Source organism: Salipiger abyssi, assembly GCF_017311415.1.
In the GTDB taxonomy this organism is placed as follows: domain Bacteria; phylum Pseudomonadota; class Alphaproteobacteria; order Rhodobacterales; family Rhodobacteraceae; genus Salipiger; species Salipiger abyssi_A.
This window is the reverse complement of the sequence record NZ_JAEKIS010000008.1, coordinates 91,740-110,069: the sequence shown is the minus strand read 5'-3', so window position 1 is coordinate 110,069 and position 18,330 is coordinate 91,740. Positions and strand designations below refer to the sequence as shown.

At 64.5% G+C, this 18,330-nt stretch carries 17 protein-coding genes; 1 reads left to right on the top strand and 16 read right to left on the bottom strand.

Annotated features, from left to right (window positions below; all coding sequences use genetic code 11):
* Positions 1 to 6 precede the first annotated feature (6 nt).
* From I6N89_RS12920 to I6N89_RS12865, 12 genes are all read right to left on the bottom strand, one after another.
* On the bottom strand, positions 7 to 954 hold the full coding sequence (locus tag I6N89_RS12920; RefSeq protein WP_207018859.1) for a PDR/VanB family oxidoreductase: 948 nt from the start codon (positions 952 to 954) through the stop codon (positions 7 to 9).
* The gene (locus tag I6N89_RS12915; RefSeq protein ID WP_207018858.1) at positions 951 to 1,553 is read right to left on the bottom strand and encodes a dimethylamine monooxygenase subunit DmmA family protein; all 603 of its coding nucleotides are present in this window, start codon (positions 1,551 to 1,553) and stop codon (positions 951 to 953) included. Before I6N89_RS12915 ends, I6N89_RS12920 begins: the two co-directional genes overlap by 4 nt.
* Before the next feature lie 90 nt (positions 1,554 to 1,643).
* Positions 1,644 to 2,777, bottom strand: coding sequence for an aminomethyltransferase family protein (locus tag I6N89_RS12910; RefSeq protein WP_207018857.1), 1,134 nt, complete (start codon positions 2,775 to 2,777; stop codon positions 1,644 to 1,646).
* Positions 2,778 to 2,860: 83 nt separating this feature from the next.
* Positions 2,861 to 3,034, bottom strand: a complete 174-nt coding sequence (locus I6N89_RS12905; protein ID WP_207018856.1) for a hypothetical protein — start codon at positions 3,032 to 3,034, stop codon at positions 2,861 to 2,863.
* A 24-nt stretch (positions 3,035 to 3,058) separates the two neighbouring features.
* A complete protein-coding gene (locus tag I6N89_RS12900; RefSeq protein ID WP_207018855.1) occupies positions 3,059 to 4,438 on the bottom strand; it encodes an ammonium transporter in 1,380 nt (459 codons plus the stop codon).
* Between the two features lie 365 nt (positions 4,439 to 4,803).
* Positions 4,804 to 5,517, bottom strand: coding sequence for a FadR/GntR family transcriptional regulator (locus I6N89_RS12895; RefSeq protein WP_207018854.1), 714 nt, complete (start codon positions 5,515 to 5,517; stop codon positions 4,804 to 4,806).
* A 216-nt stretch (positions 5,518 to 5,733) separates the two neighbouring features.
* Positions 5,734 to 6,618 (bottom strand): formyltetrahydrofolate deformylase, encoded by an 885-nt coding sequence (purU, locus tag I6N89_RS12890; protein ID WP_207018853.1) that lies wholly within the window; start codon positions 6,616 to 6,618, stop codon positions 5,734 to 5,736.
* A 102-nt stretch (positions 6,619 to 6,720) separates the two neighbouring features.
* Positions 6,721 to 7,623, bottom strand: a complete 903-nt coding sequence (gene folD / locus I6N89_RS12885; RefSeq protein WP_207018852.1) for a bifunctional methylenetetrahydrofolate dehydrogenase/methenyltetrahydrofolate cyclohydrolase FolD — start codon at positions 7,621 to 7,623, stop codon at positions 6,721 to 6,723.
* Positions 7,624 to 7,625: 2 nt separating this feature from the next.
* Positions 7,626 to 8,183: a sarcosine oxidase subunit gamma gene (locus tag I6N89_RS12880; RefSeq protein ID WP_207018851.1), complete on the bottom strand. Its 558-nt coding sequence runs from the start codon at positions 8,181 to 8,183 to the stop codon at positions 7,626 to 7,628.
* Complete coding sequence (locus tag I6N89_RS12875) at positions 8,176 to 11,121, bottom strand: sarcosine oxidase subunit alpha family protein (RefSeq protein WP_207018850.1); 2,946 nt, start codon at positions 11,119 to 11,121, stop codon at positions 8,176 to 8,178. Before I6N89_RS12875 ends, I6N89_RS12880 begins: the two co-directional genes overlap by 8 nt.
* Entirely contained in the window at positions 11,118 to 11,399 is a 282-nt protein-coding gene (locus I6N89_RS12870; protein ID WP_207018849.1) for a sarcosine oxidase subunit delta, read from the bottom strand. The genes I6N89_RS12875 and I6N89_RS12870 overlap by 4 nt, the downstream gene beginning before the upstream one ends.
* Positions 11,400 to 11,409: 10 nt before the next feature.
* Positions 11,410 to 12,660, bottom strand: a complete 1,251-nt coding sequence (locus I6N89_RS12865; protein WP_207018848.1) for a sarcosine oxidase subunit beta family protein — start codon at positions 12,658 to 12,660, stop codon at positions 11,410 to 11,412.
* 119 nt (positions 12,661 to 12,779) lie between these two features.
* On the opposite strand from I6N89_RS12865, the gene I6N89_RS12860 reads away from it, so the two are divergent.
* Positions 12,780 to 13,715 (top strand): GlxA family transcriptional regulator, encoded by a 936-nt coding sequence (locus I6N89_RS12860; RefSeq protein WP_207018847.1) that lies wholly within the window; start codon positions 12,780 to 12,782, stop codon positions 13,713 to 13,715.
* A gap of 149 nt (positions 13,716 to 13,864) precedes the next feature.
* Here the strand turns inward: I6N89_RS12860 and glnT are convergent, their stop codons facing one another.
* From glnT to I6N89_RS12840, 4 genes are all read right to left on the bottom strand, one after another.
* Positions 13,865 to 15,181, bottom strand: a complete 1,317-nt coding sequence (glnT, locus tag I6N89_RS12855; protein ID WP_207018846.1) for a type III glutamate--ammonia ligase — start codon at positions 15,179 to 15,181, stop codon at positions 13,865 to 13,867.
* A 66-nt stretch (positions 15,182 to 15,247) separates the two neighbouring features.
* Positions 15,248 to 16,573, bottom strand: coding sequence for an FMN-binding glutamate synthase family protein (locus tag I6N89_RS12850; protein WP_207018845.1), 1,326 nt, complete (start codon positions 16,571 to 16,573; stop codon positions 15,248 to 15,250).
* 10 nt (positions 16,574 to 16,583) lie between these two features.
* Positions 16,584 to 17,285 (bottom strand): GXGXG domain-containing protein, encoded by a 702-nt coding sequence (locus I6N89_RS12845; protein WP_207018844.1) that lies wholly within the window; start codon positions 17,283 to 17,285, stop codon positions 16,584 to 16,586.
* A 3-nt stretch (positions 17,286 to 17,288) separates the two neighbouring features.
* Positions 17,289 to 18,179 (bottom strand): class II glutamine amidotransferase, encoded by an 891-nt coding sequence (locus I6N89_RS12840; protein ID WP_207018843.1) that lies wholly within the window; start codon positions 18,177 to 18,179, stop codon positions 17,289 to 17,291.
* Positions 18,180 to 18,330 lie beyond the last annotated feature (151 nt).

Here is an 18,330-nt window from a genome sequence, read left to right as displayed (position 1 = left end):
TGCTCCTCAGAGGTCCAGTTCCAGCCGCGCGCCCTTAAAGCGCGACATGCAGGGCATGATTGTTTTCTGCTCGGCGCGCTCTGCCTCGCTCAGCCAGTGATCGTTGTGCAGGATGCGGCCGTCGCAGGCGGTCACATGGGTCTCGCAGCGGCCGCAGGCGCCGCCGCGGCAGGAATAGTCGATCTCGACCTTCGCGGCCTCGAGCGCTTCCAGAAGACTCTGGTCGGCTTTCACGGTCACGGTCTTGCCCGAGGATTTCACCACCACCTCGAACGGCTCGCCCGGCGGCGGCGCGGTGAAGGCTTCGGAATGCACCGAGGTTTTCGGCCAGCCCAGCCGTGCCGCCTGATCGGCCACCGCCGTGATCAGCCCGTCCGGCCCGCAGGTATAGACATGCGTGCCCAGCGGCTGGCCGTCGAGTATGGCGCCCAGATCCATGCGCGCGCCTTCGTCGGAGATGTGGATATGGATATGCGCCGCGCCGGGCAGCAGTTTCAGCCCCGCCGCCTCTTCGCGCGAGCGGGCGGCATAATGAAGCTCGAAGGGCTTTTGCTCCATGCCGAGCTGTTTCAGCTGCGACAGAAACGGCGTGATGCCGATGCCACCGGCGATCAGCACATGTTTGCGTGCGCGCAAATCGAGCTGGAAATGGTTCGCCGGCGCGGAAACCGTAATCTCATCGCCCTCGCGGACCTTTGTGTGCATGTGGCGCGAGCCGCCACGGCCGCGATCCTCGCGCCGCACCGCGATCTCGTAGCCCGACCCATCATAGGGATCGGAGATCAGCGAATAAGAGTTGCGCCGGACGATCTCGCCCTCCGGCATTTCGACGGTGATATGGGCGCCACCCGAGAACACCGGCAGCGGCGCGCCGGTGGGGCTTTCGAAGCGAAAACGTTTGACCAGCGGCGACAGCGTTTCAACGGCGGTGACTTTCAGGGCCAGCTTGCTCATGCGCGGATCTCCTGCGTCTCGGGCACCTCGCCGGGCGCCTCGGCATCGACGCAAACGCCCTGGAACACGCCCAACCGGCGCGAGAAGTGATCGCGAACGAAGAGCGTCAGCCCGCAATGGGAACATATGAAGGGGTCGGTGGTGACGTCCTCGGTGATGCCCTTGCAATGCACGCATTGCATCCGCCGCGCGATGGAACCGCGATGCTCCATCTGGATCGCATCAAGCGGCAGCCCCTCGGCGGTGGCCAGCGCGGAGACAAGGCCCATCAGCCCTTCGGACCCCGCGAGATAGAGATGCGTGCCCATGCGCGCCTCGGACAGCAGACGCTTGATCAGCGGCGTGGCGGCATCGAGATCCGGTGCGCCATGCAGCGCTCTGGGTTTCAGCGCCTCAATGCGCGCGACGGTGCCAGCGGCGGCACCGACCAGCAGCACATGGGCGTGGTCCATCACCGACGCATCGGAGCCGGCGAGATCGCAAAGCGCCTCGGCACCGGCATCGTCAGCGACCATGATCCCGTGCGCGGCCCCTTGCGAGACCAGCCCGGCATAGGTCGGGCGCGAGTCGATCGATGGAGAGAATTCTGCGTTGGGCATGGGTTTACCTGCGCCTCCTGTTGGCTCTCAGGAGGCGGGGGCCTGTCTGCCCCCGCCTCGCAAGGTCTTGGCTTGAAAGGACCGGGCCGCTTACCCCTTGGCGGTGCGGCGCTTCTTGTCCACATCGTAGAAGGGCATGGAATGCGCCACGGCGGGCACCTCCTTGTCCTCGAACTTGACCGACAGCGCCGTGCCATCCACGGCACAATCCACCGGCATCCGCGCAATGCCGACATTGTGGCCGTTCAGCTCGGAATACATGCCGATGGTCACCACACCGACCGGCGCGCCGTCCTTGAGCAGCGGCGCACCCTCGGGGGCGGGCTCGGTGCCCTCCAGCTTCACGCCGTAGATCTTGAAGCGCTCCCTGCCCTTCAGTCGGTAATGCTCCTCGGCGCCGCGGAACCCGGTCTTGCCCGGAGAGACGGTGAAATCGAGCCCCAGCTCCCACAGCGTGTCCCCTGCGGCCTCGTCCTCGAACGGGTACATTTCCGAGTTGTCATAGGGGAAGAACAGCAGATAGCTTTCCGCCCGCAGCCAGTCGAGCGTGGTGAAGCGGGTCGGGATGATGCCCATCTCGGCGCCCTCGGCGACAATGGTGTCCCAGATCTCGACCGCATCCTGACGGCGGCAAAAGATCTCGTAGCCGCGTTCGCCGGTGTAGCCAGTGCGCGAGATCATCACCGGCTTGCCGAACAGCGTGGTCTGGATATGGCTGAAATAGACCACGTCGCGGATGCCCGGCACATGCTTTTCCAGATAGTCGACCGCCAGCGGACCCTGTAGCGAAATGTCATGCAGATCGTCGTCGAACGTCATCACGACATTGCGGCCCGCCGCATACATCGACAGCTGCTCGTGGCCGGCACCCGAGCCGTGCACCACCATGAAGCTGTGCGGCCCCATGCGGTAGATCACACAGTCGTCGACGAACTTGCCGGCGTCGTTCAGCATGGTCGCATAGGTCGAGCGACCGGGCTTGAGTTTCTCGATATTACGGGTCGTGGCCTTGTCGATCACGTATTGCGCGTGCGGCCCGTTCAGATGGACCTTTTTCAGACCGGAGACATCCATCACGCCCGCCTTGGTGCGGATGGCCTCGTATTCCTCTTTCTGATCCTTGTCATAGGTCCAGGCGGTGCCCATGCCGCTCCAGTCTTCGAGATTGGAACCCATGGCGCGGTGCCGGTCCGCCAGTGCGGAAAATCTCCACGATGTCATCATGCCGTTTGCCCTTCCGGTCGCTCGTGTTCGTTTCAAAGGGGAACCCGGCGGCGCGAGGGCTGCCGGATCGTGGCCTTGTGGCCTTACTTTTTCTTGGTCGCCTTGTAGGCGTGTTCCTCGTGGCGCCAGCCAAAGACGATGGCGACGACGATCATCAGCAGGCAGAGCGCCAGCCAGAGCCCTTCGACAGAGCCGTAGCCTGCGTAGATGGCGCCGGTGATCCCGTCCCAGGAGGTTGCTTCAAAAGGGGCTTCCATGGATCTGTCCTTTCCTTGTCAGGATCATTCTGCGGGGCTGACCGAGGCGTGCAGCCCCTCGGGATAGGCGTTCGCGGGTACTTTGACCGCGTCGAGACCCATGATCTCGGCCTCTTCCGGGACGCGCAGCTGGCCGGTCACTTTCAGCACGAACGACACGAGATAGCCGGGAACAAAGCCCAGCAGGCCCATGACGAGCGCGCCGACAAGCTGGCCAGTGAACGAGATGGTGATCACGTCCTCGCCGAACAGCGCCGGATAGCCCTGCGCCGCGATGCCGACCGAGATGACGCCCCAGAGGCCCAGGAACCCGTGCACCGCAAAGGCCCCCACTGCGTCGTCGATGCCGCGCTTCTCGATGAAGCTGGCGACGAAGGGCATGGCGCAGGCACCCATGAAGCCGATCACGAAGGCCATCGGCGGATACCAGACGTCGAGACCGGCGGCGCAGGAGATGATGCCGCCAAGCGCGCCGGACATCATCCAGAACGGATCGCGGGTGACCATCCAGGCCCCGATGATGCCGCCGGCAAAACCCATCAGCGTGTTGAAGGTCATACCCGAGAGGGTCATCGGCGTGCCGTAGATCGTCGCCTCGATGGCGTTGCCCCAGGACCAGGCTTCGCCCGGAACGATGACGCACCCCATGAGGAAGCCCCAGAAGCCCGCGATGATCAGCATCAGCCCGATCAGCGTCAGCGGCATGGAGTGCCCGGCGATGTGGTTGGCGCTGCCATCGGCGTTGAACTTGCCGATCCGCGGTCCAAGGTTGATCAGCACGCCCAGCGTGAAGAAGCCCGCGATCATGTGCACGACACCCGCGGCGCCGAAATCGTGATAGCCAAACTTGGTTACCAGCCAGCCGTCCGCGTGCCAGCCCCAGGCAGCCGCGAGGATCCAGATAAACGCGCCCAACACGATGGCCAGCACCACAAATCCGGTCAGCTTGATGCGCTCGATCACGCCGCCCGACAGGATCGAAGCGGTGGTCGCAGCAAAGAGCACGAACGCCCCCCAGAACACGCCCGAGGCGCGGTCGTCGAGGTTCGGGCCCATATACTGGTTCCAGGGCAACGCCACATCATTGGCATAGGCGAGGCCGGAAATGCCCATGGCGCCTTCGCTCAGCGACAGCCCCGTGGGGAAGGCCCAGTAGATCCACCAGCCGACGAAGTAAAAGAAGGGCACGATCATCGCGAAGGCGAGGATGTTCTTGATGCCCGAGGCCAGCGCGTTCTTGGAGCGCGAGGCGCCCATCTCATAGGCGAGGAACCCGACATGGATCAGCACCATGAGAGGGATCGTCAAGTAATAGAAAGTCTCGGAAAGCGTGCCGTTCGTCGCTGCGGCATTTGCCTTCAGCTCCGCCACAGTGGCCGCCAAGGATGCCAGATCTTGTTCCAAGCCGTTCTCCCTGTCTTTAGGTTGTTTCTCAATCCGGCCGCCGTGGCTTGCGTTCGTGTGGTTTGAACCAATTACGGCAACTGGATCACTTCGTGACAACAGCTCATCGCAAATACTCACCCTTAGTCAAACTTTTTTCCTCTTAAGAATTTTCTTGACGCTTAATTCCTAGACAAAATGCCCATGATTCCGGTTGGGAGATGAATTTCTATGCGCCGGGAGAAGACAGGCGAGCACCGAAACGCCTGTGCCTTATGGACCAGAGCGCGCCGGGCCATCGGGGCGGCAAAAGGATTCGCGTCCGCGAACCGACCGGAAAGTCACCTGCAGAGTATCCTCAGGCTGCGCAAAATTGGTTGGGCCAATCAGTCTTCCTGAAGCAGGATCCGTTGATCCTCGATCAGCGACAGCTTCATGAACTCGCTGGCCTCTTCGATGTCGCGCGCTGCGATGGCGTTGAAGAGCCCGTTGTAGCCGCGCTGGTAAATGGCGATCCGCGCGGGCGTCAGATGGCGGCGGTACATGGCCGTGCGGAAGGACTGCCGCCGCGCGTCCAACACGAGGTTGTAACAGGCGAGCAGCAGCGGATTGCCGGTGCCCTCGGCGATCAGCCGGTGGAATTCCTCCTCCAGCCGCACAAAGGCGGTGGCATCGGCCTGCACCGCCTCCATCTTCGACAGCACCACCGACAGCGCCTCGATCTGCCTCGGCGTCATGTTGACCACCGCAAGCCGCATCATCTCGGGTTCGAGAATGCCGCGCATCACCTGGAGCTGGAGCGGCCCGACATCGGCGGCCACCGGCGAGGTGGCGCTGTTTTCGCCATCGGGATCGTAGGTCACGAAAGAGCCCGACCCGGCGCGGCGGCGGATCATGCCGCGCGCCTCGAGCTGATCCAGCGCCTCGCGCACAGTGTTGCGGGCAACGCCCAGATCCTGCGCCAGCTGGCGCTCCGAGGGCAGCCTTTCCTCACTGGCATATTCCTGCGTGACGATCCGCGTCGACAGCGTCTCGATCACATATTTGACGGTGGCACCGGGCAGATAGGCGCCGGAGGACGGCAGGGAGGAATTGGCCAAGGCATGGTCCTTTGGAAACTATGCCAATTAGACCAATTTTCGCGCTCTGGTCCAGTGCCCGCGCCCGGATGCAAAAAGAGGCGCGAGGGACGCGCCTCTTTCCAAAGCACTCGCGGGGTTGCAGGCAAAACCCGGACCGGCTGCCCCTGGGCTCTGCCCGTGATCGCCTCAAACGCTCCCCCCGGAGCGTTTGCCGGGCGAAGCCCGGACAGGCGATCACCCCATTTTTTCCGAGCTGTAGCTGCCGGGCGAGGCCTGGAAGACCACAGTCTTGTTGCCGTTCAGGAACACACGGTGGTTGGCGTGCGCGTGGATCGCGCGGGCCAGCACCTGGCTTTCCACATCGCGGCCAAGCGAGACGTAATCGTCGGGCGATTGCGCATGGGTGATGCGCACCGTGTCCTGTTCGATGATCGGGCCTTCGTCGAGATCGGCGGTCACGTAATGCGAGGTCGCGCCGATCAGCTTCACGCCGCGGGCAAAGGCCTGCTTGTAGGGGTTGGCGCCCTTGAAGGACGGCAGGAAGGAATGGTGAATGTTGATGATCCGCCCCGACATCTTTTTGCACATCTCGTCGGAGAGGATCTGCATGTAACGCGCCAGCACGATCAGCTCGGCACCGGCTTCCTCGACCACCTTCATGATCGCGGCCTCGGCCTGCGGCTTGTTCTCCTTGGTCACGCGGATGCAGTGGAACGGAATATCGCTGTTCACCACAACCTTCTGGTAGTCCATGTGGTTCGAAATCACTGCGACGATCTCCACCGGCAGCGCGCCGATGCGCACACGGTAGAGCAGGTCGTTGAGACAGTGGCCGAAGCGGCTCACCATGATCACCACCTTCATCTTCACGCTCTCGTCGTGGAAGGCGAACTGCATCGCGAAATCCTCGGCGATCTTGGCGAAATCCGCCTCAAGCGTCTCAAGCGCCGCGCCTTCCTGGGAATCGAAGCTGATGCGCATGAAGAACCGACCGGTCTCGGCATCGTCGAACTGCGAGCTGTCGGTGATGTTGCAGCCGTGATCGGCCAGGAAGGTGGCGATGGCCGCAACGATCCCGCGTGTGGTGGCGCAGGTCACGGTCAGACAGTATTTCGTCATGGTCTTGGTCTCCAGATGCCGGGCGCCCCCCTGACAGGCGCCGGTACAGTGTTGGTTTTGCGTTTGTTATGGATCGTTGAGCCGCCGACCCATTGGACGGGATCAGGCGGTGAGCCCTTCGGGCTCGGAAAGGCCGTTGGCGCGGCAGCAGGCCGTCACCGTGTTGGCGAGCAAGCAGGCGATGGTCATCGGACCGACGCCACCGGGCACCGGCGTGATGGCACCCGCCACCTCGGCGCAGCTGTCGTAGTCGCAATCCCCGACAAGCCGGGTCTTGCCTTCGCCCTTCTCGGGCGCGTCGATGCGGTTGATGCCCACGTCGATCACCGTCGCACCGGGTTTCACCCAATCGCCCTTGATCATCTGCGGACGGCCGACAGCTGCCACGAGAATGTCCGCGCGGCGGCAAACCTCCTCGATGTCACGGGTGCGCGAATGCGCGATGGTCACCGTGCAGCTTTCGCCCAGCAGAAGCTGCGCCATCGGCTTGCCGACGATATTGCTGCGCCCCAGCACCACGGCGTTCAGCCCCGAGAGGCTGCCCAGATGGTCGCGCAGCATCATCAGACAGCCCAGCGGCGTGCAGGGCACCATGCTCTTCTGTCCCGTCCCCAGCAGGCCCACGTTGGAGATATGGAACCCGTCCACATCCTTGGCCGGATCAATGGCGTTGATCACCGCGTCGGCGTTCATGTGCCCCGGCAGCGGCAACTGCACGAGGATGCCATGCACCGCCGGATCGGCATTCAGCCGGTCGATCAGCGCCAAAAGATCGGCTTCGGGCGTCTCGGCGGGCAGCTTGTGCTCAAAGCTCTGCATGCCGCATTCCACGGTCTGCTTGCCCTTGTTGCGGACGTAGACCTGGGATGCCGGATCTTCGCCCACCAGCACCACCGCCAGACCGGGGGTGATGCCGTGATCCGCCTTTAGACGGACCACATGGGAGGCCACCTTTTCGCGGACAGTCGCGGCAAAGGCTTTGCCGTCGATGATCTTTGCAGACATGGTCAGTACTCCAATCGGTGGGCCGCTTGCGACAGGGCATGCCACAGCGATCCCGCAAGGCTGCGCATTCCGATCACCGCCAGCCGGGTTTCGGACCGGCGGACCAGGAACACGGTCATATGCTCAAGCCCCGTCCGGGTACAGCATCCGGGACCAAGCGTTTTCGGGTCGATATTGACGAGCTTGGACATCAGCGCCTCCAGCGGGGCGGTGCCCGCCTCCGAGACGACCTCAAAGACGACAAACCCGTCGGTCTGTTCGGTGACCGAGCAGCCCGGCGCCTCGGCCTTCAGCGCGGCGGCGAAATCGCTTTCGGCCTTGCCCTCGGCCTCGATCATCCATTGGCCGCGCCCGGTCCAGAAGGCGCCCAGCTCACCCGAGGTGACGGCCCGCGCCACATCCGGCAGCGTGAGGCCAAAGGGCGTGGGCGCATCCTGCCCCTGGCGCAACGCAAGCGAGGCAAGCGCCAGACCGGCATTCTCGGACAGGGTCAGCGGACCGAAGCTCTCGCTGCGCGGCGCACTGTCGCCCATGGCGGTGACGGGAAGCAAATCAGTCACGGAGACGTCCTCCTTCGGGGTCCACGAAATGCGCCGAGACCACTTCGGCGCGCAGCTCGCGGCCTTCCAGCGGATTGGCGGCGGTGACGATCTCGCCCAGGCGTTTGTCGCCATCTTCGAGATAGGCCAGCGCGATATAGCCTTGCAGATGCGGCGAGTAGCAGGACGAGGTGACCCAGCCCTGATCGGTTTGCATGGTCTGCGCCGCGCCTTCGGTGAAAAGATGCGATCCGGCGGCCACCTGCTCCTGCGGCGAAACCGATTTCAGCCCGACGAGGCGGCGGCGGTCGGCATCCAGCCCCTCGCGGCGGGACATCACCGCGCCGATGCCGTCCTTCTTCTGCGAGACCATCCGGCCCAGCCCCAGCATCTGCGCCGTGGTCTGGCCGTTCAGCTCGGCGCCGGCGGCATGGCCCTTTTCGATGCGCAGCACGCCCAGCGTTTCGGTGCCGTAGGGCGTCACGCCTAGATCGGCGCCCTGCTCCATCAGCCGCTGCATCAGCGCGTGCCCGTAGCGGGCGGGCACGGCGATCTCATAGGCCAGCTCGCCCGAAAAGGAGATGCGGAAGAGCCGCGCCCGAAGGCCGTTGCAGATGGTGAGCGACGCGCAGGCCATGAAGGGAAACGCCTCGTTCGAGAGGTCGAACCCGTCGACGATCCGGCTCAGCAATTCGCGCGACTTCGGCCCTGCCACGGCGATCTGCGCCCAGGCATCGGTGGTCGAAATGAGCTGAACGTCCAGCTCGGGCCAGAGGCATTGCCGTGCGAATTCCATCTGGCGGTAGACCAGACCGGCGTTCGCGGTGGTGGTGGTGACCACATAGTGGTCTTCCCCCAGCCGCGCGCAGGTGCCATCGTCATAGGCGTGCCCGTCCTCGCGCAGCATCAGCCCGTAGCGCACCATGCCCACCTTCAGCGTGCCCATCATATTGGCGTAGAGCCGGTTCAGGAATTCGCCGGCATCGGCGCCCTGCACATCGACCTTGCCCAGCGTGGTCACGTCGCAAAGCCCCACAGCACTGCGCACCGCAAGCGCTTCGCGATCGACGCTTTGCCGCCAGTGGGTCTCGCCCGGCTGCGGGAAATACTGCGCCCGCATCCACTGGCCGACCTCGACAAATTCCGCGCCCTGCGCCTTGGCCCAGTCATGGGTCGGGGTCAGCCGGTGCGGGCGGAAATGCTGTCCGGTATCGCCGCCGCCCAGCACCGACAGCGAGACGGGTGTATAGGGCGGACGAAAAATCGTCGTGCCGGTCTCGGGGATCGTCTTGCCGGTCAGCTCGGCCATGACCGCCAGAGCGGAGATATTCGAGGTCTTGCCTTGATCGGTCGCCATGCCCAGCGTGGTCCAGCGCTTGAGATGCTCGACCGGGCGCATGTTTTCCTGATGCGCCAGCTTGACGTCCTTGACGGTCACGTCGTTCTGGAAATCCACCCAGGCGCGTTTCTTGCCGGGCACATGCCAAAAGGCTTGCTGCGCCGAGGGCGTGTCCGCCGCATCAGGCAGCATGATCTCGGGCGCGGCAATCTCCAGATCGCTCAGCGCTGCCTGTGCCGCACGTTTCCCGTCGGCCAGCGCCTCCGCCGTACCGCCCTTGCCCGCAGCGGCCCCCGCCGCGATCAGCCCTTGCGGCCCGCCCTGCCCCGGCACGAAGGCCAGCAGGGACTCGTCCCAGTGCGGGCGGCCGCGATGATGCGAGGTCAGATGCAGGTTGGGGTTCCAGCCTCCCGCGACGCCAAGCGCGCCCACGGCATGCCATGAGGAGTGCCCGCCTTGCGTGATCTCGATCTGCGTCAGGCCGAGGCGCCCCTTGCTGCCGGTGACCTGCGCCCCCGCGAACACCCGGTAGTCGCCCTGCGCCACCGCATCGGCGCGGGTGTCGATCACGCCCAGAACCTTGGCCCCTTTCGCCAGCAGATCGCAGGCGGTGCGGTGGCCGTCATCGCCATTGGTGAAAATCGCGACCGCATCGCCTGCGTCGGCCACCGGCAGCGCCGCCCAGCGGTTGGCATAGGCCCGCAGCGCGCCCGCCAGCATGATGCCGGGCCGGTCGTTATCGGCAAAGGGAATGTGCCGCTCGGTGGCCCCCGCCGCGAGCACGGCGCGTTTCGCCGTGATCCGCCACAGCGTCTGGCGCACCTTGTCGCCGGGGGTCGCGAGATGATCCGCCACCCGCTCCACCGCGCCAAAGACGCCGTGATCGTAGACGCCGAACACCGTGGTCCGCGTCATGATCCGCACATTCGGCAGGCTCTCAAGCTCGGCGCGCACGGTCTCGACCCAGTCGCTCGCGGGCGCGCCGTTCAGCAGGTCGCTTTCCATCAGCAGCCGCCCACCCAGGCGGAAATCCTCATCCGCCAGAACCACCTGCGCGCCTGCGCGACCCGCTGTCAGCGCGGCGGAAAGCCCCGCCGCGCCGCCGCCGATCACCAGCAGGTCGCAATGCAGGAAACCCCGGTCATAGGCGTCGGGATCGGGCAGCATCGACAGGCTGCCGAGCCCCGCCGCCTTGCGGATCGCGGGCTCATAGAGCTTTTCCCAGAACGCCTTGGGCCACATGAAGGTCTTGTAATAGAACCCCGCCGCGAAGAACGGCGATGCGAGGTCGTTCACCGCCATGAGGTCGCGGTGCAGCGGGCCGACGTGGTTCTGCGAGCGCGCGCTCAGCCCCTCGTAAAGCTCGGCCACCGTGGCACGGGTGTTGGGCTCCTGACGGGCACCCTCGCGCAGCTCCACCAGCGCGTTGGGCTCTTCGCTGCCCGCCGCGATCACCCCGCGCGGGCGATGGTATTTGAAGCTGCGACCCATCAGCCGCACGCCATTGGCGAGCAGCGCAGAGGCCAGCGTGTCGCCCTCGAACCCCCGATAGGCTTTGCCGTTGAAGGTGAAATTCAGCGGGCGGGTGCGGTCGATCAGACCGCCATTGAGACGGGTCATTGCGCGGCCCCCGCTTTCACGTCGGACGCCAGCTCGGCGCTCAGAATTTCGTGGGTCACCGTGTTGCGGGTGACGACCAGCCAGGAACGGTCGCCCTGCTCGTGGAACCACAGCTCGCGGTGCACGCCCGCCGGGTTGTCGCGCAGAAAGACGTAGTCGCAGAACGCGGCCTCGGCACCCGGCGCGACTGGGTCGGGGCGGTTCAGCAGCGACGCATCGCCCAGATAGGTGAACTCCTGCGCGTCGCGAAGGCCGAGAAGAGGATGAGGGATCAGCATGTCGTTGGCCTCAGTGCAGGTTGGGTTGGGCGCCGACGCCCTTTTCGTCGAGGACGTAGCCCCGGTTGAACCGGTCGAAGCGGAAGGCGGTCGCGGTCTCGTGCGGCGTGTCGGTGGCCAGCAGATGCGCAAAGGTGAGCCCGGCGGCGGGGGTCGCCTTGAACCCGCCGTAGTTCCAGGCGCCGTTGAAATAGAGCCCGTCGACATCGGTGCGGTCGATGATCGGAGAGCCGTCCATCGACATATCGACCAACCCGCCCCAGGCGCGCAGCAGCCGCGCCCGCCCGATCATCGGCATCAGCGCCATGCCGCCTTCGAGCACATCCTCGATCACCGGCAACCCGCCGCGCTGCGCATAGGAGTTGTAGCCGTCGATGTCGCCGCCGAAGACCAGCCCGCCCTTGTCGGACTGGCTGACATAGAAATGCCCCGCGCCGAAGGTGATCACCCCCGGAATGGTGGGCTTCAGCCCCTCGGACACGAAAGCCTGAAGCGCGTGGCTTTCGATGGGCAGGCGGCGCCCGGCATAGCCCATGACCTTGCCCGAGCTGCCCGCGACCGAAACGCCGACCTTGCCCGCGCCGATAATCCCGCGCGTCGTCTCTACCCCTTGCACCGCACCGTTCTCGATGCGGAAGCCGGTGACCTCGCAATTCTGGATGATGTCCACGCCCAGCCGGTCCGCGCCGCGCGCATAGCCCCAGACCACGCCGTCATGGCGCGCGGTGCCCGCGCGTTCCTGCATCAGCCCGCCCTTGATCGGGAAACGCGCATTGTCAAAGTTGAGAAACGGCACCATCTGGCGCAGCTCGTCGCGGCTCAGCAGCCGCGCCCCGGCGCCCGAGATCATCATGGCATTGCCGCGCCGGCGATAAGCGTCGCGCTGGCCGTCGGAATGGATGAGGTTGATGATCCCACGCTGACTGACCATCGAGTTGAAATTGGTGTCCTGCTCGAGATTTTCCCAGAGCTTCATCGACAGCTCGTAGAACGGCTGGTTGCCCGGCAGCAGATAGTTCGAGCGGATGATCGTGGTGTTGCGCCCGGCATTGCCCGAGCCGATCCAGCCCTTTTCCAGCACCGCGACATTGCTTAGCCCATAACGCTTTGCCAGGTAATAGGCGGTGGCAAGCCCATGCCCGCCGCCACCGATGATCACGATGTCATAAGACGGTTTCGGAGCCGGATTGCGCCACAGCGGACCCCAGCCCTTGTAGCCGTTCAGGGCCTCTTTGACGACTTTGAAACCTGAGAATATCATGCGGGTCGCTCCTTCGGTCCAACCCTTTGTATCGGCGAAATCTCAGGCGTTCCTCTTGTTTCAGGACAAATAATATCGAAAAAAGGACGTGATATCGGAAATTCTGAAAAGGGCCGCCCATGCGCAGAATCGCTTTCCTGCTGGTCGATGGCTACGCGCTTTTGTCGACGGCGGCGGCGCTGGAGCCGCTGCGCGCGGCCAACCTGTTTTCGCCCGATCTGGCCTATGACATCACGCTGCTATCCACCACGGGAACCGAGGCTCTGTCCTCGGTCGGGGCGAAGTTCGACGCGCGGTTTTATCGCGATGCCATCCCGCTCTACGATCTGGTCTTCGTCGTGGCGGGAGGCGATCCCGCCCGCGTCACCGACCCGGCGGTGCTGAGCTGGCTGCGCCAGGCCGACCGCAACGGCGTGGCGCTTGGCGGGATCTCGGGCGGGGCGGTGCTGCTGGCTCGTGCGGGGCTGCTGAACGACCGGCGCTTTACCGTGCACTGGCACCATTATGACGATTTCGACGCGATGCCGGGCGACTGGCTGCTGGAACGGCGGCTCTTTGTCATCGACCGCGACCGCTATACCTGCGCCGGGGGCTCGGCGCCGCTCGACATGATGCACGCGATCATCGCGCGGGATTTCGGTAACCGCTTCGCGCAGCGGATTTCCGACTGGTTCATCCAGACCGAAATCCGGGGCGCCGAAGCGCCGCAGCGGGTGTCCATCGCCGCCCGCTACGGGGCGCTGCCGCAAGCGGTCGAAGGCGCGCTAGAGCTGATGGAAAGCCATATCGCCGACCCGCTCGATCAGCAGCAGATTGCCTCGCTCTCGGGTCTGTCCGCGCGCCAGCTCCAGCGCCAGTTCCGCGCCGCGCTGGGGCATTCCGTGATGGAGGAATACCGCCGGATCCGGCTGGAAACCGGCCGCGAGCTGATCGGCTCGACCCGGTTGTCGCTGTCGGAGATCGCGCAGATGACAGGGTTTTCCACGCCCTCGCATTTCTCAGACGCGTTCCGCCGGCTCTACGGACACGAGCCATCGAAGCTGCGACGGACGTAGCGGGACCCGCGCACAAGGGAGCCGCGCCACGGGCAGGGCTCTACCGTAGGGTGGGCAATCTGCCCACCGCCCCCAACAAAATGAGCCCGGCACAAAGCCGGGCCCAAGACGCGCGGCCCCTTGCCGGGCCGCCACAGGGACGTCGCGGATCAGATGTCCAGCGTGTGCTGTTTCTCCCAGTTAGAGAAATGCGACACGAAGGAATTCCATTCCTGGTGCTTCATCTTGATGTAGGAGGCCGAGAAATCGGTGCCCAGCATCGCCTTCAGCTCCTCATCCGCATCATAGGCGCGAATGGCGTCCAGCATGTTGAGCGGCAGTTTCGGCGCGTCCGTCACGCTGTGGCCTTCGGCATACATGTCGATGTCGTAGCGCTTTCCCGGATCGGCCTTGCTGCGGATGCCCGAAAGCCCCGCCGCAATGATCACCGCCTGTAGCAGATAGGGGTTCACCGCGCCGTCGGGCAGGCGCAGCTCGAACCGGCCCGGCCCCGGCACGCGCACCATGTGGGTGCGGTTGTTGCCGGTCCAGGTCACCGTGTTGGGCGCCCAGGTGGCCCCCGACATGGTGCGCGGCGCGTTGATGCGCTTGTAGCTGTTCACCGTCGGGTTGGTGATCGCCGCCAGCGCCTCGGCGTGCTTCATGATGCCGCCGAGGAAATAGCCGCCCTGCTCGGAAAGCCCGACCTCGCCGATCTGGCCACCGGCATTGCCAGCAAAGGCGTTGGTCTTGCCGTCCAGATCCCAGACCGAGATATGCGCGTGGCAGCCGTTGCCGGTCAGCCCCTCGATGGGCTTGGGCATGAAGGTGGCGCGGAGCCCGTGCTTTTCGGCGACCGATTTCACCATGAACTTGAAAAAGGAATGGCGGTCGGCGGTCACAAGAACATCGTCGAAATCCCAGTTCATCTCGAACTGGCCGTTGGCGTCCTCATGGTCGTTCTGGTAGGGGCCCCAGCCCAGCTCCAGCATATAATCGCAGATTTCGGCCACCACGTCATAGCGGCGCATCACCGCCTGCTGATCGTAGCAGGGCTTTTCCGCCGTGTCGTAAGGGTCTGAGATCTTGTCACCCTCGGGTGTCAGGATAAAGAACTCCGCCTCGATGCCGGTCTTGACCCGGAGCCCCTCGGCGGCGGCCTCGGCAATCAGCTTTTTCAGCACGTTGCGCGGCGCCTGTTCGACAGCGGTATCTTCCATGATGCAATCGGCGGGCACCCAGGCGACATCCGGCTTCCACGGCAACTGGATCACCGCGTCCGGGTCAGGCACGGCCAGCATGTCGGGATGCGCCGGCGTCATGTCGAACCAGGTGGCGAAGCCCGCAAAGCCAGCGCCGTCCTCCTCCATATCCGCGATCGCGGCGGCAGGCACCAGTTTCGCCCGCTGGCCTCCGAACAGATCGGTGTAGGAGATCATGAAATACTTGACGCCTTTTTCCTCGGCGAATTTGGCAAGTTTGCTCATCTTGGTGTTCCCTGTTGCGTGTCCCGATGGAGAGAGAGGGGCCGATGGCCCCTCTTTCGATCCGGCTCAGAAGCCGGGTTTGCCCGGATACCAGTTGGTCCCCGCGAGCGGCACCTGGGCCATCGCGGCGGCTTCCATGGTAAGTGCGCACAGATCCTCGGGCTCGAGATTGTGGACGTGGTTATGGCCGCAGGCCCGCGCCAGCGTCTGGCATTCCAGCGTCAGCACGTTCAGATAGTTGCGCAGGCGACGGCCCGCCGCCAGCGGATCGAGCCGTTTCATCAGCTCGGGATCCTGGGTGGTGATGCCCGCCGGGTCACGACCCTCGTGCCAGTCGTCATAGGCGCCGGTGGTCGAGCCCAGCTTCTGGTATTCGGCTTCCCATTTGGGATCGTTGTCGCCAAGCGCCACCAGCGCCGCCGTGCCGATGGCCACCGCGTCGGCCCCAAGCGCCAGCGCCTTTGCCACATCCGCGCCGGTGCGGATCCCGCCCGAGACCACAAGCTGCACCTCGCGGTGCATCCCCAGATCCTGAAGCGCCTGAACCGCAGGCCGGATACAAGCCAGCGTCGGCTGACCGACATGTTCGATGAATACATCCTGCGTGGCGGCGGTGCCGCCCTGCATCCCGTCGAGCACCACCACATCAGCCCCGGCCTTCACCGCCAGCGCAACGTCGTAATAGGGGCGCGCGCCGCCGACCTTGATATAAATCGGCTTTTCCCAGTTGGTGATTTCCCGGATCTCGAGGATCTTGATCTCGAGATCGTCCGGCCCGGTCCAGTCGGGGTGACGACAGGCCGACCGCTGGTCGATGCCGACCGGCAGATCGCGCATGCCCGCGACGCGCTCGGTGATCTTCTGGCCCAGCAGCATGCCGCCGCCGCCCGGCTTGGCGCCCTGCCCCACCACGATCTCGATGGCATCGGCACGGCGCAGATCGTCCGGGTTCATCCCGTAGCGGCTCGGCAGATACTGGTAGACCAGCTTTTCCGAATGGCCGCGCTCTTCCTCGGTCATGCCGCCGTCACCGGTGGTGGTCGAGGTGCCCGCCATGGTGGCGCCGCGCCCCAGCGCCTCTTTGGCGTGGCCGGACAGCGCGCCGAAAGACATGCCCGCGATGGTCACGGGGATCTTCAGCTCGATGGGCTTCTTGGCGAAGCGCGTGCCGAGCGTCACGGAGGTCTCGCATTTCTCGCGATAGCCTTCGAGCGGGTAGCGGCTCATCGACGCGCCAAGGAACAGCAGGTCGTCGAAATGCGGCACCCGGCGTTTCGCCCCGCCGCCGCGAATGTCGTAGATGCCCGTCGCCGCCGCACGGCGGATTTCCGAGTTGATCGAGTTGGAGAAGGTCCAGCTCTGGCGCGGATCGGTTTGCGGTGTCTTTTCCATGTCGCGCTCCTCAGTATTCGTCGGCGTGGTCGATGTTGAAATTGTAGAGCTTGCGGGCCGAGCCGTAGCGCTTGAACTCTTCCGGCTTGGCATCGGCGCCCGCCTTCTCAAGCAGTTCCCTGAGCGTCTCGATATGCTCGGGCCGCATCTCTTTCTCGATGCAGTCGGCGCCCAGCGATTTCACCGAACCGCGCACAAAGAGCCGCGCCTCGTAAAGCGAATCTCCCAGAGCATCGCCGGCATCGCCCAGCACCACTAGGTTGCCCTTCTGCGCCATGAAGGCCGACATATGGCCGATATTGCCATGCACGACGATGTCGATGCCCTTCATCGAGATGCCGCAGCGCGAGCTGGCGTTGCCCTTGATGTTGAGCAGACCGCCATGGCCGGTAGCCCCGGCATACTGGCTGGCATCGCCTTCGATGGTGACGACACCGGACATCATGTTCTCGGCCACGCCCGGCCCGGCAGAGCCTTCGACGGTGACGGAGGCTTCCTTGTTCATCCCGGCGCAGTAATAGCCGGTGGAACCCTTGATCGTGACGTTCAGCGGACCGTCGAGCCCGCAGGCCATGGCATGGCTGCCGCGCGGGTTGGTGATGACATAGGCCTCGTTGGCCTGCGCCTTCGCGGCGGCTTGTAGGGTGGTGTTGACCGCGCGCAGATCGGTGGCGGTCATGTCGAGCACGGTCTTGTCCAAAGTGGTGGTCATGGCTCAGCGCTCCCAGAAATAGACGGTGGCGGGTTCGGGTTCCCAGACCTTGGCGGCCTCGATGCCCGGAAGATCGGCGAAGGCGCGGTATTCCGAGGCGAAGGCGACATAGTCCTCGGTCTCGGCCATCACCGCCGGCTTGCAGGCGATGGGGTCGCGCACGACGCCAAAGCCGGTCTTCGTGCCGGTCACGAAGGTGAAGAACCCGTCGAGATCGTCGATCGTGCCTTCCAGAGCCTCGCCCAGCGTTGCGCCATCGGCGATGCGGGAGGAGATATAGGCCGCGCCCACCTCGGTGTCGTTTTCCGACCGGGTGAAGACGCCTTTCTTTGCCAGCTTGCGGCGCATCTGGTTGTGGTTCGACAGCGAACCGTTGTGCACCAGGCACTGATCTTCGGCGGTCGAGAACGGGTGCGCGCCCATGGTGGTCACGGCGGACTCCGTCGCCATGCGGGTGTGGCCGATGCCATGGCTGCCGCCCATCTGACGCAGGCCAAAGCGTGCGGCGACATCCTTGGGCAGACCGACCTCTTTGTAGATCTCCATCGACGCGCCCGAGCCCATGATGCGCAGGCCCTTGCCTTCCAGAACGGCAATCGCCTTGGCGGCCTTGTCCTCGGGCACGGTCAGCACCGCATGGGTATCGACAACCGTCACGGTCGCCGGCGCACCAAGCGCCTCGCTCAGCGCGGCCTCAAGCCCTGCGAACTCGGTTTCGGGTGCCTTCGACTGCACCGTGATCTTGGTGCTGCCCTCGGCCGCATCGCCATAGATCGCGATCCCGGCACTGTCCGGGCCGCGGTCGGTCATGGTGATGAGCATATCGGTCAGCATATCGCCCAGCTTGGGGCGCAGGTCATCCTTCTTCAGGAACAGCCCAACGATGCCACACATGGTGTTCTCCGCAATGAATCTATCCGGGACGCGATTGCGCCGCTGTAACATCACTAAGGGGAAATCTATTTTCTCTTCAAGAAAGTTTTTGACCTCAGAGGAAGATTTCCGAGGTCAGCTGGAATTTGCCCAGTTCTTGGTCATATTCGTG

What these genes read in the sequence shown, in the direction of transcription:
- I6N89_RS12865 (WP_207018848.1), bottom strand. Translation starts at nt 12,660, where the DNA reads ATGATATTCTCAGGTTTCAAAGTCGTCAAAGAGGCCCTGAACGGCTAC.
- I6N89_RS12850 (WP_207018845.1), bottom strand. Translation starts at nt 16,573, where the DNA reads ATGGAAAAGACACCGCAAACCGATCCGCGCCAGAGCTGGACCTTCTCC.
- glnT (WP_207018846.1), bottom strand. Translation starts at nt 15,181, where the DNA reads ATGAGCAAACTTGCCAAATTCGCCGAGGAAAAAGGCGTCAAGTATTTC.
- folD (WP_207018852.1), bottom strand. Translation starts at nt 7,623, where the DNA reads ATGTCTGCAAAGATCATCGACGGCAAAGCCTTTGCCGCGACTGTCCGC.
- I6N89_RS12860 (WP_207018847.1), top strand. Translation starts at nt 12,780, where the DNA reads ATGCGCAGAATCGCTTTCCTGCTGGTCGATGGCTACGCGCTTTTGTCG.
- I6N89_RS12845 (WP_207018844.1), bottom strand. Translation starts at nt 17,285, where the DNA reads ATGACCACCACTTTGGACAAGACCGTGCTCGACATGACCGCCACCGAT.
- I6N89_RS12905 (WP_207018856.1), bottom strand. Translation starts at nt 3,034, where the DNA reads ATGGAAGCCCCTTTTGAAGCAACCTCCTGGGACGGGATCACCGGCGCC.
- I6N89_RS12870 (WP_207018849.1), bottom strand. Translation starts at nt 11,399, where the DNA reads ATGCTGATCCCTCATCCTCTTCTCGGCCTTCGCGACGCGCAGGAGTTC.
- purU (WP_207018853.1), bottom strand. Translation starts at nt 6,618, where the DNA reads ATGACGAAATACTGTCTGACCGTGACCTGCGCCACCACACGCGGGATC.
- I6N89_RS12875 (WP_207018850.1), bottom strand. Translation starts at nt 11,121, where the DNA reads ATGACCCGTCTCAATGGCGGTCTGATCGACCGCACCCGCCCGCTGAAT.
- I6N89_RS12915 (WP_207018858.1), bottom strand. Translation starts at nt 1,553, where the DNA reads ATGCCCAACGCAGAATTCTCTCCATCGATCGACTCGCGCCCGACCTAT.
- I6N89_RS12840 (WP_207018843.1), bottom strand. Translation starts at nt 18,179, where the DNA reads ATGTGTGGCATCGTTGGGCTGTTCCTGAAGAAGGATGACCTGCGCCCC.
- I6N89_RS12920 (WP_207018859.1), bottom strand. Translation starts at nt 954, where the DNA reads ATGAGCAAGCTGGCCCTGAAAGTCACCGCCGTTGAAACGCTGTCGCCG.
- I6N89_RS12910 (WP_207018857.1), bottom strand. Translation starts at nt 2,777, where the DNA reads ATGATGACATCGTGGAGATTTTCCGCACTGGCGGACCGGCACCGCGCC.